The sequence below is a fragment of the Paenibacillus hexagrammi genome, assembly GCF_021513275.1.
Classification (GTDB): Bacteria; Bacillota; Bacilli; order Paenibacillales; family NBRC-103111; genus Paenibacillus_E; species Paenibacillus_E hexagrammi.
In genome coordinates this window covers 4,542,276-4,558,531 of record NZ_CP090978.1, presented here as the reverse complement: position 1 = coordinate 4,558,531, position 16,256 = coordinate 4,542,276, and the positions used below count along the sequence as shown (strand labels likewise).

Here is a 16,256-nt window from a genome sequence, read left to right as displayed (position 1 = left end):
TTTTTGCCATCTGGTTCATGGTCTAGCTAGGTTTTCATAGGTATGCATACGATATGAAACAAGAAAGATCAAGTCCAACAGGTGGTGACACAATGAATATCGCTTTTGATATGTCTCTAATGCTTGGAAGCTCGACCGACCCCAGGCTGCTCGAAGGAGTAGAGAAATTCATCCATCATGTAAAACGAAGCAACCCTGATGATGTATATCACTTTTTTTATGAGAAAACCGATTCCCGGCATGTATCCTTGCCGGATCAAATCCGGCAATTCATTGAAGAACATCATATCCACTGCTTCCACGTATTTGATTTGCCTGGCTCGGATCAAGCTCTCTGGCGGAAAGAATGGTTCGGTAAAAGCAAGGTCGTCTTGTATGTGCAGCATATGCTGTCAGAGAGATTTGTAAGCACGTCCCATGTAAGGAACGACTCCGCAACGGAAAGCTCGGCTGCTTACTTGAATTTCCTTCAATCTTGTGATCTTATCTTAGCTGCTTCTTCCTCCGTTCGAGAGGATGCGATTCAATATGCCGGGGCTCCGGCCGAAAAAGTCAAGCTTGCAACCGAGGTGAACTATCAACAGGACCTGCGCAAAAGATTGGCTGTCTTCACCCCGATGACAGCATCGGACTCTGATTTGAATCACTATATTCAACTTGTTCTGCCTGCACTGCAAGAGAGGTACGAATGCGATGTTTTTATCGGGGACGGGTATGAACCCCACTCCAGCTTGAATTCGGAAGAACCTGCGTACCGGATTTTCCGTCATGCCGAATTTGTAAATCGGGCGCAGCTGTACGACGATGTCATGTTTCAACTCGGCGACAGTACGGAGCATAAGTACATGGTTCCCTATGTGCTTCGCTATCCCGGTATCGTTGTGCTTCATGATCTTGAGCTGCGCAAGCTCGGCTTATATGAAGTGGACTATTATCTGGAAAAGGCCCGAGCCATCATCGTACACAGCCGTAGAGCTAAGAAAATCCTGCATGATAAAGGATTTCACAATGTGGGCTACATTCGATTGCCGCAAAAGCTGCCGGTCATGATCTCGCTAGTGACGGCCAGAAATTTCGTGTTTTCCAGCTTCATCCAGTCAGAAGAGCATGCCTGGGTCGTCTCGGCAATCCGCATGGTCAAACGGTTGGTCGACGAAGGGAATACGGATATCAGGTACGTTGTGTACGGCCCCTATGCAGCGCAAGCCGGTGAAAGTCTGCGAGAGTTGGTGAAGGAACTCGGCTTGGACAATATCATTGAATTCAAGGCCTGCACGGATCGCAAAGGCTACCAGACCGCTTTAAGCCTCTCTGATGCCTGCATACACATGTTTGATGATCACGACGCAGCTTCTCCTGCAGCAGTGCTTGATATCTTGGCCTATGGCAAAGCAGCCATTGTAAGAGACTCCGATATGATAGAGGAGCTGCCGGACGAAGTCGTCTGCAAAATCGGATCAGACGGTCAATGGGAAGAGCAATTGTATGTTTCGATGCAGAAGCTCTATCGGGATAAAGGACTACGGCAGCAAATGCGTCAGAAGACCAGAAAGTACATTTCCGAAAAACACACGCTTCCTAACTATATAGACAAATTCCAGGGTATTGTGGAAGACGGCTTATTTAACGAGCTGGATGAGGTTTTTGATGAGAATGGCTCTCAGGCTCAGCCTGAGCATTCGAATGAAGAATCCTCACATGAAGCGGAGCGGGATTCGGAGACGGCAACGGAAGCCTCATCGCATGACAATCACTCCGATCAAGAATCGGATAGCGCTAAAGCCTCTGAAACCATAGCAAGGGTCACGACCCGCAGCGTCTATTTAACACCTAACAGGTACAGAAGACTGCTGCTGAAGACAGGTCCCGTCTCTTATTTCTCCTTTAATTTAGGAGAGCTGCCCCCAGATTGTACCATTGAACGAGCGGTGATGCAGATTCAAGCCGTTACGAAGGTGCTTCGTATTCACAGAATCAAGTCCCCTTGGTCCAGCCGAAGCGCGGTCAGGCGCAGACCCTCTATACGGGCGTTACCTATTTACAAGACGGCAGCTAAGCCGAAGAGCAAGAGAGTAACCAGAAAGCTGTTCACCTGGGAATGCACGAGCTTGGCTCAAAGCTGGATGCAGGATCAACTCAGCAATCATGGGGTTTATGTACCAAGGGTGTCTGCTTTGAAAAAACCGCGTCTGCATGTTGTGATAAGTGGTAAATTTGACAGTTGACCTTACATCCGGAGAAAGAAGGGAAGGCGATGAAAACGATCAAAAAGGCCATCATTCCTGCGGCAGGGCTAGGAACCCGATTTCTTCCGGCTACCAAGGCGATGCCTAAAGAGATGCTGCCCATCGTCGACAAGCCGACGATTCAATATATTGTGGAAGAAGCGGTTCAATCGGGCATTGAAGATATTATGATCGTAACCGGCCGCAGCAAGCGATCGATTGAAGATCATTTTGATGTGAACTACGAATTAGAGACAAATTTGCGGGAGAAGAACAAACAAAGCTTGCTTCAGTTAGTCGATGAGATTACCAATCTTGTCGACATTCACTATGTTCGGCAGAAGCAAGCGCTTGGACTGGGACACGCAATTTGGTGCGCGCGCAAATTTATCGGCAACGAGCCGTTTGCTGTTCTGCTTGGCGATATGATTATCGACAGCCCGGTTCCTTGCCTGAAGCAGCTCATTGACATCTATGAGCACAAGCAGAACTCAGTTCTAGCTGTGGAAAAAGTGGATTGGTCCGACGTAAGCAAGTACGGAGTCGTTGATGGAACGTTAATTGCAGATGGTCTTTATCGGGTCAACAACCTCGTAGAAAAACCCAAAAGCAATCCGCCATCCAATGCAGCTATTGTGGGCAGATACATTCTGGATCCGGATATCTTCGGCATTCTGGAACATCAGTCCGTAGGCGTAGGCGGGGAGATCCAGCTTACTGACGCTTTGCAGGAGCTGGCTCATGCTAAACCCCTGTATGCTTATGAATTCCAAGGCCGTCTCTATGATGTCGGCGATAAACTTGGCTTCTTAAAAGCTACCGTTGAGTTGGCTTGTAAAAACGAAGCGCTGCAAGACGAATTTTGGTCCTACCTGCGCCAATTCTCTTCGAACGGAGGAGACATGACATGAAGAAAATCGTCATTACCGGCGCTGCGGGTTTTTTGGGATCTCACTTGGCTAAACGGCTAATCGCGCAAGGGAACCAAGTGGTTGGACTGGATAATTTCTCTACAGGCAGGATGGAGAACATAGCGGAGCTCACGGAATCTCCGCTGTTCACCTGCATCACCTGCGATGTCTCGCAGGAGACGACGCTGCTGCATTCTGAGCTGAATGAGGCTGAAGAAATTTATCATTTAGCTTCTCCCGCTTCCCCTAAGTATTACCAGGCTAATCCATTCTCGACGATTCTAGTCAATACGGCGGGGACAAAGCATATGCTCGAGCTTGCTAAGCGCAACCAGGCTAAGCTGCTCTTTTCGAGCACTAGTGAGGTGTATGGCGACCCCGAGGTTCATCCTCAGCCGGAGACCTACAGAGGCCATGTTAACACATGGGGCCCGAGAGCCTGCTACGACGAAGCCAAGAGATTAGGAGAAGTGCTGTGTTATGAATACTGGCACAGGTATGGCGTAGAAGTGAAGATTGCCCGCATTTTTAATACGTATTCGGCCGGTTTACGCAATGATGATGGCAGAGTCATCTCCAACTTTGTCACTCAGGCACTCGCCTGCCGGGACATGACGGTATACGGTGATGGATCGCAAACCCGTTCCTTCTGCTATGTTGACGATACAGTGCGCGCACTCGAACTGATGATGGAGAGTGACCGGGCAACAGGCGAGACCATCAACATCGGCAGCCCTGTAGAGACGACGATTATACAGGTTGCCCAGTGGATCAAAGAGCTGTCCCATTCGGACAGCAGGATTACGTTTAGCCCGCTCCCTGCCGATGACCCTCGATTACGGCGGCCGGTCATTGATAAAGCAAGAAAGCTGCTTGGATGGGAACCACGTGTGGGGCTTTCGGAAGGACTGTGCTTAACGATTCATGCCTATAGAAAGCAGATGGCATTGAATGGAGGGGACTGACATGGAGGTAGTATGTATTGGCTCGGGGTATGTAGGCAGCGTGACAGGTACCGCATTCGCAGCGTTAGGCTATCCTACCGTCATTGTTGATACGGACAGCAAAAAAGTAGATGAAATGAATCGGGGAGTAAGTCCGATTTTCGAGCCGCATCTCTCTGAGCTGATCTCACAGATGGTTCATTCGGCCATGCTTTCTGCGACACAAAGCTATGAGTGTGTCTACCGTGCGGATGTGATTTTTATAGCAGTAGGGACACCTTCCCGATCAGATGGAACCGCTGATTTAAAGTATGTGGAATCGGCGGCGCGCAGCCTGGGTAAGCATCTGAATCCGGGCAAATTCACGGTTATTGTGAACAAATCCACAGTACCCGCCGGGACCGCCCAATGGGTGGCTTCACTCATCGAGGAAGCGTCGGGCCTGCTTCATAATCAGCATTTTGCCGTGGTAAGCAATCCTGAATTTTTACGGGAAGGCTATGCGCTGGAGGACGTATTCTTTCCCGATCGGATTGTAGTAGGAGCCGGATACGAACAGGCGGCAGATACGATGAGAGCCCTATACCAACCGCTTATGGAAAGAAACTTCCTTGATCATTCATTCATCCGGGGGATGTTCGCACATCGACTGAGCTCGCCTGCTCCGGTGTATGTGCAAACCGATGCTACATCGGCTGAGCTGATCAAATACGTATCCAATGCATTCCTGGCGGTGAAAATCAGCTACATGAACGAGGTAGCCAGGTTGTGCGAAGCGCTGGGAGCCAATGTGCTCGATGTAGCCTATGGCATGGGACTGGACTCCCGGATTGGAGCCAAATTCCTGCAAGTATCGAGCGGTTGGAGCGGCAGCTGCTTTCCGAAGGATACCGCGGAAATTCTGCAGGCCAGTCAGCGGAGCGGGAGTGAGCTGACGATCGTCAAGGCGGCCGTCCAGGCGAACCAAGGGATGCATGACTATTGCATCCACAAGGTGGAGCGCGCCCTTACATCACTCCAGGGCAAGCATATCGGTATTCTGGGGCTTACCTTTAAGCCGAATACGGACGACGCACGCAGTACGCAAGCCTCTTATATCATTGAGAAGCTTCTCAAGCTGGGGGCTACTGTCGCGGTTCACGATCCCCAAGGCATGGAGATGTTTCGCAAGGTGAATCCGCATCTGACTGTACACTACTGTGAGCGTCCCGAAGATACGGCGCATACCGCAGACGGGATCATCCTTCTAACTCACTGGGAGGAATACCAGTTTCTGCATTGGGATGAGATGAGATCCGCTATGAACTACGACGGCTACATCCTGGACACACGTAACTTCTTAGATCCGCAGCAATTAGATGAGGCTGGTTTTATTTACGAGGGTTTAGGTAAATAACTTCCTAGGAAGGGGGGGATAGTATGGGGACCATTAAGCCCGTCACCTACATTCGGCCCATGTCCAGAGGCAAATCTTCACCGCATTTGATTGCATGCAGCGACGGACGACGGTATGTGGTCAAATTTAAAAATAATCCGCAAGGAGATTGGGTACTCATCAATGAATTCATTGTTAATCATTTAGGGGCATTGCTAGAGCTGCCCATTCCCCGTTACAAAACAATCCGCATCACCAAGCAGTTTATTGAAGAGTATGACGAGCTTCGCAGCAAATCGTTCCGATCCGGCCGGCAATCGGCAAGCCGGTTTGTGGAACGAGCGTTGCATGTTACCGATCTGGATAGCAGGCCCAAAAGACACGAGATCAAGAATGTGGATCAGGTTCCGGGACTGATCGTGTTTGATCACTATACGAGTAATTCGGACCGAAATGAAAAGAATTTGCTGCTTGTGCCCAAAGGCAACCAATATGTGTTCCAGATGATAGACCATACGAATTGCTTTAATATAACGCCGGATAACCCCAGCAGGGAATTCTTGCCTTTGTCCGTCAGGAGGGGCAAAGTATTCCGCTGGTTCCATACATTGATTACCCATAAAAAGCAGCTGATGGATTATGTGGATAAAATCACGGCTATTCACAATGATGATCTTAGGCACATTATCGATATGCTGCCCGACGATTGGAACGTGTCCGACTCCTATCAGGAGGCACTGTATAAGCATTTGAAATATGCGAAAAAAGCGCTGCCCGGCGTGATGAGGGAATATATCGACAAGAATAATATATGATGTGGAAAAAAGCGTCTCCGCTTCAGGGAGACGCTTTTCTTTTGTGCTAAAGTCGGGCCATCTTCAACAGCCGGTGCAGCTCGTTCAAGTTGACGCGAATGTCAGCCTTATGGTCATGAGGGTCAATATACTCCGGCGGGCGCTCCCCTTCGCCGATGAGGTAGTAATGCTGATGCTTCATGTGGCTGCTCAGGATCGGATAACAGTTGTGTACCAACTGGGGAGAAAGCATCTCAATGACCTTGATGCCGGGGGGACTGAACACAATATTGGTCAGCCCGGCTCCATGAGGCGCCACGACAGCCTCCGCACCGGAGAAGATTTGAATTTGCTGGGAAACAGGCATCGTTTCCAGACTTACGCTTCGAAAGCCGTACTTCTGAAGAAGCCTTATGACCTCAGGCTCATTAAGGAGCTTTCTCTTACGGGCATTGGCTCTACTGATGTAAATCCGTTTATAGCCGGGAATCGGCGCCAGCTTTGGCTGGATCATCAGTTTTTTACGCAGAAATTCACACACCCACTGGGGCCGAATTCCGGAAGTAAAATGCGGCATGATCAGCTTTCTCGCTTGCAGATGCAGCTCATCGTGGCTTTCGATAATTTGGCTGCGCCGGATGCCCAGCGCCTGGAGAGTTTCATATTGAAACGGGGCCAGCCGCTTGCCGTTAATGACATATTTGTCCGCTAGGATGCCGCGTTTGTGCATGAGATAGATGCGGGGGAGCACATCGAACATCCAGTGGTAATAGATATGGCTGTCTTTGCTGCTGAGCAGTGCCACAATATCGTCTGTGTACGTAAGAGGCGGCAGCTTCTGCAGCTCAAAGATGGAATGCTTCTGCGGATCCTTATGCATCTCACGGGAATGCTCCCAGATCAGCTTATGATCGGGTGAGAGTACATCGGGCTTCGCACCGCATATCCGTCCTTTGGGCATGATGTCGATGATCCCGTTTCGCTGACGGTAAGGATCCCTCGCCTCGGAAAAGCGCAGCGTCCAGAATGTCGGGCTCTCTAACCCAAGGGGCTCGCTCAGATCAACGGGATCGTTAAAATGCTTGCGTTTTCGATGCTTTCGCTTACGCAGACTTGTCGTGTTCAGCCATTCCTTGAAGGTGCTGTAATAGCCTTCAGGCGGCAGCTCTCTATGCGTCATGCGCTCACCTCTCATCTTTTATCTTCGATCGATTCCTGCTTTCTGCAGCAATTCTTTGACAGACGTTACATCGATCTTCATATCCTCAGCCAGCTCTTTTTCAGGACGATGAGTCAAGTCTCTGTCCCCTATTAAATAGTAATAATTTAGTTTCATATAGCTGCTAATGATCCAATAATACTCTCTGACGTATTTAGGAGAGAATAATTCAAGCAGCGTCGTGCCAGGTTTCGCAAAAACGAGGTTGGTCAATGCAGCTCCGTGCGGTGAGACGATAACTTTGGCCGAATGGAAAATGTGTGCTTGCTCCGCCTGTGAAAGCTGCTCCGGATAGATGCAGCGAAACCCATATTTCTGTAAAAGTCGAATGAGCGCATCTTCGTTCGTAATTCTACGGCGGCTCGCATGTGTGCGGCTGATATAAATTCGTTCATACGCACGGGAGGGCTTTTTATTCGGATCGAGGAACTGATCTCTTATGAAGTCGCAGGCCCACTGCGGATAGACATGGGAGTGGCTTCCCCACCGTGACAGGGTGTCTGTCACTACCAGCCGGTTGGCTTCCATATGAAACTCGGGGCTGTCGGCTATCCATACCTTTTTCATTGGAATGCCTAAACGATCCAGTGTTTCTTCATATGGAAAGCTGCCGGGCTTGCTGATGATATACCGGTCGATGGGAATCCCGCTTTTACGGATAAGTTGAATCCGGGGAAGTACGTCCATCATCCAGTGAAAATAGTTGTGCGTATATTTGAATGTCAATACACCTACTGTTTTCCTTGTAATTCGGGGCCCCGGCAATGATTTGATTTCTTTATCAATTACAGCCCTTGTCACACTCTTGAGCACCTTATGGTCCGGCGTGATCACAACGCCTTTGTCTCCCCATACTCTTCCGTTTGGGATGACGGCAACCTTGCCTGGCAAGGGTTGTCTGTTGACCTTCCATACATTCAAGCATACTTGAAAATAGGGTGAAGCTTCTTATCGATGCTTATAGGCTTGATTAACGATCGGGACTTTTTCATTGGATAGGTCAGCAGGGTATGGCGATCCGCCGATCGTTGCGTCTTCACCCATTGGTCCAGGCTCATGCAGTCCTGCTTGGAAGGAACAATCATTCGGGAATCGGTCATTCTGATCACTTCCTGTTTCCAATTAATCTGCGCATGCTTTCTTTCGAATCAGCTTGTTTATAACGCTCAAGGAGCTTCATATTGTTATCGAAATTGGGATTTCCTTTTGGACCGACTCTCGGATGCCACAGGTGGTAAATGGAATGATCCAATCTTTTATACGGTCCGCAAATTGCATTCAAGGCTAGGGCAAAAGCAGTGTCTTCACAGCCCCATCCGCTGAATCGTTCATCGAGACCGCCTACTTTTTTAAACGCTTCCCGAGGCACAATGTTTAATTTCCCTGTCCACTTGGAGTATTCTCTGACTTTGGCATGTTGGATTTTTGCTTGTAACGGCCAGGCTGCTTTGCTTTCATAGATGCGTTTGGTATTCTTCTCTGACAGATTTATGACTTGGCTAAAAGGTACCACCCAAGCATGCTTTTTCAGCAATTTAATAGATTGTTTCAGAATAGCCGGATCATAGAATACATCGAGATCGGCGATGACTAGGATTTTTCCTTTGGATTGTTTAGCAGCTCTATTGAGCGCCTTGGATCTATTGAAATTGCGGCTTGAATCCTCGCCGATACAGATTTCAATGCCCGGCATCGCTCTTTTATAGAAGCTTGTCGTCCATTTGAGCGCAGCGTCTCTTGGACCCTTGTCCGGTTTATAAGCAAATAAGACGGATACCTGATGAAACATGAGCGGGCCTCCTTTACATCGTTACTTCCAATACTTCTATCGTATGTTCGACATGGTGCAGGGGTATCGGCGCTTGAAGGGATGGTTTGCAGCAGTTTTTGTAAGAAACGGGGTACCTGCCCCAACACGGGCACAACTAGGGATAAATATATTGTAGATAGAGGTCTATCGATAGAGACATCCAGACGAGCAGCGAACGTGAAGGAGGATGACGCTGTTGAATATTTTGTTCAAAGGATATTTCTATTCAGGCAGTGGATATGCGGAAGGCAATCGGGCGCTGCTGCGCATTCTTGATGGTTGCGGTTATCGCGTACGAATTGCTCCGAGAGATCGGGTGGAGGATAAGGGGATGGCTTTGACCCCTGAGGAGATCCGTTATGTCTCTTCTTTCGAGCAGACGGAGCTGCGGAGAAGCGACATTTTCCTGTACCGGGGATCGGGGGCGGCGCTTCATACTCAGCCTGAGTTTCGCGTTAATATTGCCCACACAACTTTTGAAACGGACCGTCTGCCAGCCTCCTGGGTACCTGTACTGAATCAGTTTGATGAAGTGTGGGTGCAGTGCGCATTTAACCGGGAGACGTTTGCGGCTTCCGGCGTGCAGGTCCCTCTGAGGTTTATTCCTTATTTCTTTAACGATCCGCAGTATCGTCCTCAGGGTCCTGTACTCGACCTGCCGATTGCTTCCTCTTATAAGTTTTTATCCGTATTCGATTTAATCGAGCGTAAAGGGTACGATGTGCTGCTTAGGGCGTACCTCGATGAATTCACTTCGGAAGAAGATGTAGCTCTTGTGATTAAAGTAAGAGACAGCCAAGGAACCGATAAGCTGCGCGAGCTGATCCGTTCCCACCCTAAGCCCGGACATCTGCAGCCGGCGATTTGTGTGATCGACCATATGCTGCTTACTCCGGAGCTGCACAGTCTATATAGAGCCTGTGACGCTTTTGTGCTGCCTACCCGAGGAGAGGGCTGGGGAAGGCCGTTTTTTGAAGCGATGCTGATGGAAATACCGGTGATCGGTACGAATTGGAGCGGTCAGACCGAGTATATGAACGAGAGGAATTCCTATTTAATTCGTGTGAAAAAGCTTATACCTGTACGCTTGAAGGATCATCCGGACCCTTCCAAATACGAAGGACATTATTGGGCAGAGCCTTCGATGAAGGATTTGCGCAGAAAGATGCGCTATGTCTTTGAGCACCGGGAAGAAGCACGGCTGGTGGGGAAAAGGGCGCGTGCCGATCTGCTTGAGACATATAGTCTTAAAGATGTCGGCTTGAAGGTTGCAGAACAGATCGAAAAATTTAGGATGTAGAGAAAAGTGGTGGCCTCCTTGAACATTTTGCTGGAAGGCATTTTTTACAATGGCCATGGATTTGCCGAAGGGAACCGCATTCTGCTGCGCATCCTGGACCAAGCGGGGTTCCGGGTTCGAATTGTTCCCTGGGATACGAATGAACGGAAGCTTGTGCTGGATGCCGATGAAGCGGCCTATATCTCATCCTTTGAGCACACAAGGCTAAAGTCGAACGATGTATATCTCTATAATTTCGTAGGCTCCTCCATTCGCCATCGTCCCGAGTTTCGCTTTACGATTGCCAGGACGACATTTGAGACAGACCGTATTCCGGCCAGTTGGGTGCCGCAGCTGAATCAATTCGACGAAGTATGGGTGCAGAGCAGATTTAACATCGATACGTTTACCTCTTCCGGTGTACAGGTACCTCTTCGGCACATTCCCAATTTCTTTGATACTGGCGCGTTTGATGTGTACACCGAGCCGCTGCGGCTGCCGGTCGCAGAGACCTTCAAGTTCTTATCTATCTTTGATTTGCAGCTGCGCAAGGGCTACGACGTTTTGCTCGATGCATTCCTGCAGGAGTTCTCCGACAAGGATGATGCCGCATTGATTATCAAAGTCCGAAGCGATCAGCAGCTAATTAAGCTTTTGGCCTATATCGATGATCATCCTACACTCAGAGAAAGACGTCCTCCGGTCTATATTATTGATCAAATGCTGCACATGCGGGAGCTCCTTGGACTGTATAAAGCTTGCGATGCCTTTGTCCTTCCGACGCGCGGAGAGGGCTGGGGAAGACCTTACTTTGAGGCCATGCTGATGTGTATGCCTGTCATTGCGACCAACTGGAGCGGGCATCTTGATTATATGAACGAAGAGAACGCCTACCTAATCGATGTTGACCGCTTAGTCCGAATTAAGGATAGCGATTTTCCTATGTTTAACGGACATTATTGGGCGAACCCCTCGATCAAGGATCTCCGAGCCAAAATGCGGCATGTCTATGAGAACCGGGAAGAAGCGCAATCGGTGGGTAAACGGGCGCGTGAGGATATTCTTCGCAGCTATGATATGCGCCGGGTAGCAGACATGGTCGTTGAAGAAATCTATAAGTATGCCAAGCTGCTGTAGGGAGGTGAGGAATGTGAATATTTTATTGGACGGTAAGTTTTACAACGGGCATGGGCTTGCGGAAGGGAACCGCATCCTGCTTCGAATACTGCACAAAGCCGGTTTCCGAGTTCGCATTGCCCCGAGAGACCGGGAAGAGAAGCATACGGTGCTGCCGCCCGAGGAAATTGCATTTATCTCTTCCTTTGAACATGTAGAACTGCCGAGCAACGATATATACATCTATAACTGGATTGGCGCAGGTGTGAAATATAATCCTGAATTTCGGATTAACATCGCCAGGACTACGTTCGAAACGGACCGGATTCCCGCGTCCTGGGTACCGGAGCTGAACGCATTCGATGAGGTGTGGGTGCAGAGTACCTTCAATCTGCAGACATTCTTGTCTTCCGGAGTCCGAGTCCCGCTGAGACTGATACCGAACTTCTTCGATATCGGCCAGTTTCAACCCGAGGGGCCGACGCTGGACCATTCCTTTTCTGAATCCTTCCGGTTTCTTTCTATTTTCGATTTGAAAAAAAGAAAAGGGTACGACGTCCTTCTAAATGCGTACCTTAATGAGTTTTCCATAGACGATGATGTGGCCTTAATTATGAAAGTGAGGGACAACAACAGAAACGAAAGAATTGAACAGTTCATTGCCGGACACCCCAAACCGGCTGAGCAGCAGCCCCGCATTTATATGATCGATCATATGATGCTCCTGGAGGATATGCTCAAGTTATACCGGGTATGCGACGCCTTTGTGCTGCCGACGCGCGGGGAGGGCTGGGGAAGACCGTTCTTTGAAGCCATGCTGATGGAGCTGCCTTCGATCGGTACGGAATGGAGCGGCCATACGGAATTCATGAATTCCGGCAATTCGTATTTCATTCGAGTTAAGAAGCTCATCCAAATCGAGAATGAGCTGCCGATGTTCAATGGACATTATTGGGCAGAGCCTTCCATGAAAGATTTACAGCGGAAGATGAGGCATGTATTCGAAAATCGGGAAGAAGCGAGGGAGAAAGGGAAACGGGCAAGAAGGGAACTGTTGGAGAAATTTCACGAGCAAGAAGTTGCGCAAAGGGTCATGCGGGAGATCAATAAATTTAAGATTTTGGTGTAGAGAAGGGAGCGGTGAAGAAGCCTGTGAACATTCTGCTTGAGGGCATCTTTTACAATGGACACGGACTTGCTGAAGGAAACCGTATCCTGCTTGGTATTCTGGATCGGGCGGGATATCGCGTGAGGATTGAAGCTCGCGATGCGTCGGAAAAGGATTTGACTCTTCCTGCGAGGGACGTGGCGTACATCTCTTCCTTTGAGAACAATCGACTGCCGTCCAATGATGTGTATTTGTATAACTGGGTTGGAAGTGAGGCGCGCTGCCGTCCTGAGTTCCGGGTAAATATTGCAAGGACGACATTTGAGACAGACCGCATTCCTGCGGGCTGGACCCATGAACTGAATCAATTTGACGAAGTCTGGGTGCAGAGCTGGTTCAACCTGCAGACGTTCTCTTCCAGCGGAGTTCATGTGCCGCTTCGTCATATTCCCAATTTCTTTGATATGCACCGCTTCTCTCCCAAAGGCCCCAAGCTGTCGCTGCCTATACCGGAATCGTTCATCTTTTTATCAGTCTTTGATTTGAAGAAACGCAAGGGCTATGATGCGCTGCTGCAGGCTTACTTGCAGGAGTTTCGGTACGAAGATGACATAGCACTACTCGTCAAAGTGCGAGATGAAATCGCAAAAGAACGGTTAGAGCACTACATGTCTCAGCTGAGCGTGCCGAGTGCAGGTTCCCGTCGCCCTCCCGTATATATCATTGACCAGATGATGGGACCGGAAGACATAGTGAAGTTGTATCGCTCGTGCCATGCGTTTGTGCTTCCAACCAGGGGGAGGGCTGGGGGAGGCCCTTCTTCGAAGCTATGCTGATGGAGCTGCCGGTAATCGGTACGAATTGGAGCGGGCAGACGGATTTTATGAATGAATCCAATTCATACTTAATCGATGTGAAGGCGCTAGTCCGCATATCCGATAATGAGAACCCCCTTTTCAATGGACATTACTGGGCGGAGCCATCTGTTAAGGATCTGCGGAAAAAGATGAGACAGGTTCTGGAGCGGCCCGACGCAGCTAAAGGCAAAGCGCGCCAAGCCAGAAAGGATTTACTCGAAACGTATGATCCCAAGGCTATTTCAAAACAAGTCATAGCTGAGATAGAAAAGTATCGCATAGGGAGATGACAGGATAATGAGCACTCAGAAATCTTCTTATACCATTGCCGTATTCGGTTTGGGTTATGTTGGCTGCGTGTCGGCCGCTTGTTTAGCCCAGCTCGGCAATCAGGTGATTGGCGTGGATGTGAATCCGCACAAGGTTGAATTAATAAACCAGGGGAAGCCCACGGTCATCGAGAAAGGAATTGCCGAATTGGTCGCACAGCAGCATGCTGCCGGCCGGTTATCTGCAACTAGCGATATCGGCGCCGCCGTTAAGAATGCGGATATCTGCTTGATTTGTGTCGGAACTCCATCCGATCGGCATGGAGCTCCCGATTTGTCCTTCATCTGGCATGTAGCGGAACAGATCAAAGAAGCCGCTTCCCAGCGCGAAGGCTTCCAGACGATTATTATTCGCTCCACCGTTCCCCCGGGAACATGCCACGAGGTCGAGCAGATTATTGCGAGGTCCGGCAAGAAGGTGGACGAAGATTTCGCGGTCGTCAGCAATCCGGAATTTTTACGCGAGGGAACAAGTATTGAGGATTATTTCAATCCTCCTTATACGCTAATCGGTACACAGAATGAGCGTGCGCTGGAGATGCTGAGAGGCATGTATGGACCGATCGAAGCTCCGCTGCTGGAGACGAAACGGGAAGTAGCTGAGATCATCAAATACGTCAACAATTCGTTCCATGCGCTCAAGGTCGTCTTCGCCGGGGAGATAGGTGCTCTGTGCCATTCCATGGGAGTTGACCCGCATGCTGTCATGAGCTTATTTTGCGAAGACCGGCAATTGAACATTTCACCGGCTTATCTGAAGCCAGGCTTTGCTTACGGCGGCTCCTGTCTGCCGAAGGATCTTAAAGCGCTCAACAGTATGGCGAGAAGCCGACACGTAGAGCTGGCTGTTCTCTCTGCCGTAGAACGGAGCAATGAGCTTCTGATTGAAAGAGCCGTAGACATGATCGTTGCTCAAGGCAAGGTGAAGGTTGGTGTGCTGGGGCTGGCCTTTAAAGCGGGGACGGACGATTTGAGGGAATCACCTGTGGTTAAACTGCTGGAGAGACTAATCGGCAAGGGCTACTCCATCAAAATCTATGATCAGAACGTGCTCACATCCCAACTGGTAGGGGCAAATAAGCAGTACATCGAATCGACCGTGCCGCATCTGGCGAATTTGCTTACGCCAAGTCTCGAGGAGCTTCTGGCATTCTCAGACGTCATTGTCGTGACTCAGAAAAATGAGGAGTATCGGAAGCTTGCAGAGGAAGCACTCACTTCGAAGATCGTCGTCGATTTGGTCAGAATACTAGATAAGCTTCCCGAGACCGACCGATATAAAGGGCTATTATGGTAAAAAACAGAGAGTAAGGGCTCACGTCCTTACTCTCTGTTAGTTTGTAGATCAAGTAGGGTCCATTACGAGCTTCCGTAGCTTTTCTCCAATCGCTGTTGACATTTTATTATTCGATTGAATGAAAGCTTATAAGGTGATAACAAACTGTCAAAGGCGACCGCTACGCTTCTCCGAAAACTACGGAGCTCTTCATTCCACTTTATCCACAAACATAGAGAGTAAGGGCTCACGTCCTTACTCTCTGTTTTTTCGTTACGTGTCAAGCATTCGCACTCTGAACGCTCCATGATTCATACAGACCAGAGTCCAGCGCTTTCACTTTGTGAAGGAATTGCTCCCGAAGTCCGATTGCTGCGAGCCCATTCAAGATTTTCTCGGGATATGGGGTGAGAGTGCGATAGGAGTTGACATGATCGATAACGACGATACGTTTCTCCTTTGTGATAAGGACATGTCTGGGGCTTGCGTCAAGTCTCGTGAAGTTTAACTTCTTCATATGCGTGATCATGGCTATAAATTCTTTAGCCAACCATGCCGGTACTTTCTTCTTGTCCTTCAGGAAGTCGAGGATGGGAACGCCATCAATAAATTCCATCTCCACATATTTTTTCCCTGCAGCATACAGCTTCGGAAAGTAGGGGGACTTCAATGATTTCGCAGCCTTTAGCACTTTGCGCTCCTGTTTGCAATGTTTCTCCGACATGTAGATTTTTACACATCTCTTCGAGGATAGCTGAAATACGGCCCCTTGAGCGCCTTGACCGATCTGCTTGTACGTTGTTGGATTGTGTACGATAAGCGGTTTCCCTTTACTAAGGGTAATGGACGTATATTCCTTCATAGCATTACACCTTCTCCTGGAAAAGATAGTCTTTCTATTATTCTATGTTCGAAGGCCTTAATCGGCTTGGGTGAAAAAATAGACCAATTCCTTCCAGTTTTTACCCAAGCAAATGACTTCCTACTTGCATCTATTATTCTGTAATACAAAA

General features: G+C 49.0%; 16 protein-coding genes. 11 read left to right on the top strand and 5 right to left on the bottom strand.

Going from position 1 to position 16,256, the window contains the following annotated elements; translation table 11 throughout:
• Nucleotides 1-92: 92 nt before the first annotated feature.
• The 5 genes from L0M14_RS20580 to L0M14_RS20560 are packed head-to-tail and all read left to right on the top strand — an operon-like array spanning nt 93 to nt 6,270.
• Nucleotides 93-2,225: a hypothetical protein gene (locus tag L0M14_RS20580; RefSeq protein ID WP_235118455.1), complete on the top strand. Its 2,133-nt coding sequence runs from the start codon at nt 93-95 to the stop codon at nt 2,223-2,225.
• A 29-nt stretch (nt 2,226-2,254) separates the two neighbouring features.
• Nucleotides 2,255-3,136 carry a UTP--glucose-1-phosphate uridylyltransferase GalU gene (galU, locus tag L0M14_RS20575; protein WP_235118454.1) on the top strand — a complete coding sequence of 294 codons (882 nt, stop codon included), beginning with the start codon at nt 2,255-2,257 and terminating at the stop codon, nt 3,134-3,136.
• Complete coding sequence (locus L0M14_RS20570) at nt 3,133-4,101, top strand: UDP-glucuronic acid decarboxylase family protein (protein WP_235118453.1); 969 nt, start codon at nt 3,133-3,135, stop codon at nt 4,099-4,101. The genes galU and L0M14_RS20570 overlap by 4 nt, the downstream gene beginning before the upstream one ends.
• 1 nt (nt 4,102) lies before the next feature.
• A complete protein-coding gene (locus L0M14_RS20565; protein WP_235118452.1) occupies nt 4,103-5,476 on the top strand; it encodes a UDP-glucose dehydrogenase family protein in 1,374 nt (457 codons plus the stop codon).
• Nucleotides 5,477-5,499: 23 nt separating this feature from the next.
• Nucleotides 5,500-6,270 (top strand): HipA family kinase, encoded by a 771-nt coding sequence (locus L0M14_RS20560; protein WP_235118451.1) that lies wholly within the window; start codon nt 5,500-5,502, stop codon nt 6,268-6,270.
• Nucleotides 6,271-6,316: 46 nt separating this feature from the next.
• Here the strand turns inward: L0M14_RS20560 and L0M14_RS20555 are convergent, their stop codons facing one another.
• From L0M14_RS20555 to L0M14_RS20540, 4 genes are read right to left on the bottom strand one after another with little or no spacing between them, the layout of a single operon-like run.
• Complete coding sequence (locus L0M14_RS20555; protein ID WP_235118450.1) at nt 6,317-7,429, bottom strand: glycosyltransferase family 61 protein; 1,113 nt, start codon at nt 7,427-7,429, stop codon at nt 6,317-6,319.
• Between the two features lie 18 nt (nt 7,430-7,447).
• Entirely contained in the window at nt 7,448-8,359 is a 912-nt protein-coding gene (locus L0M14_RS20550) for a glycosyltransferase family 61 protein (RefSeq protein ID WP_235118449.1), read from the bottom strand.
• 26 nt (nt 8,360-8,385) lie between these two features.
• A complete protein-coding gene (locus L0M14_RS20545; RefSeq protein ID WP_235118448.1) occupies nt 8,386-8,568 on the bottom strand; it encodes a hypothetical protein in 183 nt (60 codons plus the stop codon).
• A 5-nt stretch (nt 8,569-8,573) separates the two neighbouring features.
• Nucleotides 8,574-9,257 (bottom strand): galactosyltransferase-related protein, encoded by a 684-nt coding sequence (locus L0M14_RS20540; protein ID WP_235118447.1) that lies wholly within the window; start codon nt 9,255-9,257, stop codon nt 8,574-8,576.
• A 217-nt stretch (nt 9,258-9,474) separates the two neighbouring features.
• On the opposite strand from L0M14_RS20540, the gene L0M14_RS20535 reads away from it, so the two are divergent.
• The 6 genes from L0M14_RS20535 to L0M14_RS20510 are packed head-to-tail and all read left to right on the top strand — an operon-like array spanning nt 9,475 to nt 15,264.
• Nucleotides 9,475-10,578 (top strand): glycosyltransferase family 4 protein, encoded by a 1,104-nt coding sequence (locus tag L0M14_RS20535; RefSeq protein ID WP_235118446.1) that lies wholly within the window; start codon nt 9,475-9,477, stop codon nt 10,576-10,578.
• Between the two features lie 18 nt (nt 10,579-10,596).
• Nucleotides 10,597-11,694: a glycosyltransferase family 4 protein gene (locus L0M14_RS20530; RefSeq protein ID WP_235118445.1), complete on the top strand. Its 1,098-nt coding sequence runs from the start codon at nt 10,597-10,599 to the stop codon at nt 11,692-11,694.
• A 13-nt stretch (nt 11,695-11,707) separates the two neighbouring features.
• Entirely contained in the window at nt 11,708-12,802 is a 1,095-nt protein-coding gene (locus L0M14_RS20525) for a glycosyltransferase family 4 protein (RefSeq protein WP_235118444.1), read from the top strand.
• Nucleotides 12,803-12,813: 11 nt separating this feature from the next.
• Nucleotides 12,814-13,617: a glycosyltransferase family protein gene (locus L0M14_RS20520; RefSeq protein ID WP_235118443.1), complete on the top strand. Its 804-nt coding sequence runs from the start codon at nt 12,814-12,816 to the stop codon at nt 13,615-13,617.
• The gene (locus tag L0M14_RS20515) at nt 13,617-13,928 is read left to right on the top strand and encodes a glycosyltransferase family protein (RefSeq protein WP_235118442.1); all 312 of its coding nucleotides are present in this window, start codon (nt 13,617-13,619) and stop codon (nt 13,926-13,928) included. The genes L0M14_RS20520 and L0M14_RS20515 overlap by 1 nt, the downstream gene beginning before the upstream one ends.
• A gap of 7 nt (nt 13,929-13,935) precedes the next feature.
• Nucleotides 13,936-15,264 carry a UDP-glucose dehydrogenase family protein gene (locus tag L0M14_RS20510; protein WP_235118441.1) on the top strand — a complete coding sequence of 443 codons (1,329 nt, stop codon included), beginning with the start codon at nt 13,936-13,938 and terminating at the stop codon, nt 15,262-15,264.
• A gap of 259 nt (nt 15,265-15,523) precedes the next feature.
• Here L0M14_RS20510 and L0M14_RS20505 read toward each other — a convergent pair whose 3' ends face one another.
• Nucleotides 15,524-16,105 carry an RIO2 family protein gene (locus L0M14_RS20505; protein ID WP_235118440.1) on the bottom strand — a complete coding sequence of 194 codons (582 nt, stop codon included), beginning with the start codon at nt 16,103-16,105 and terminating at the stop codon, nt 15,524-15,526.
• Nucleotides 16,106-16,256 lie beyond the last annotated feature (151 nt).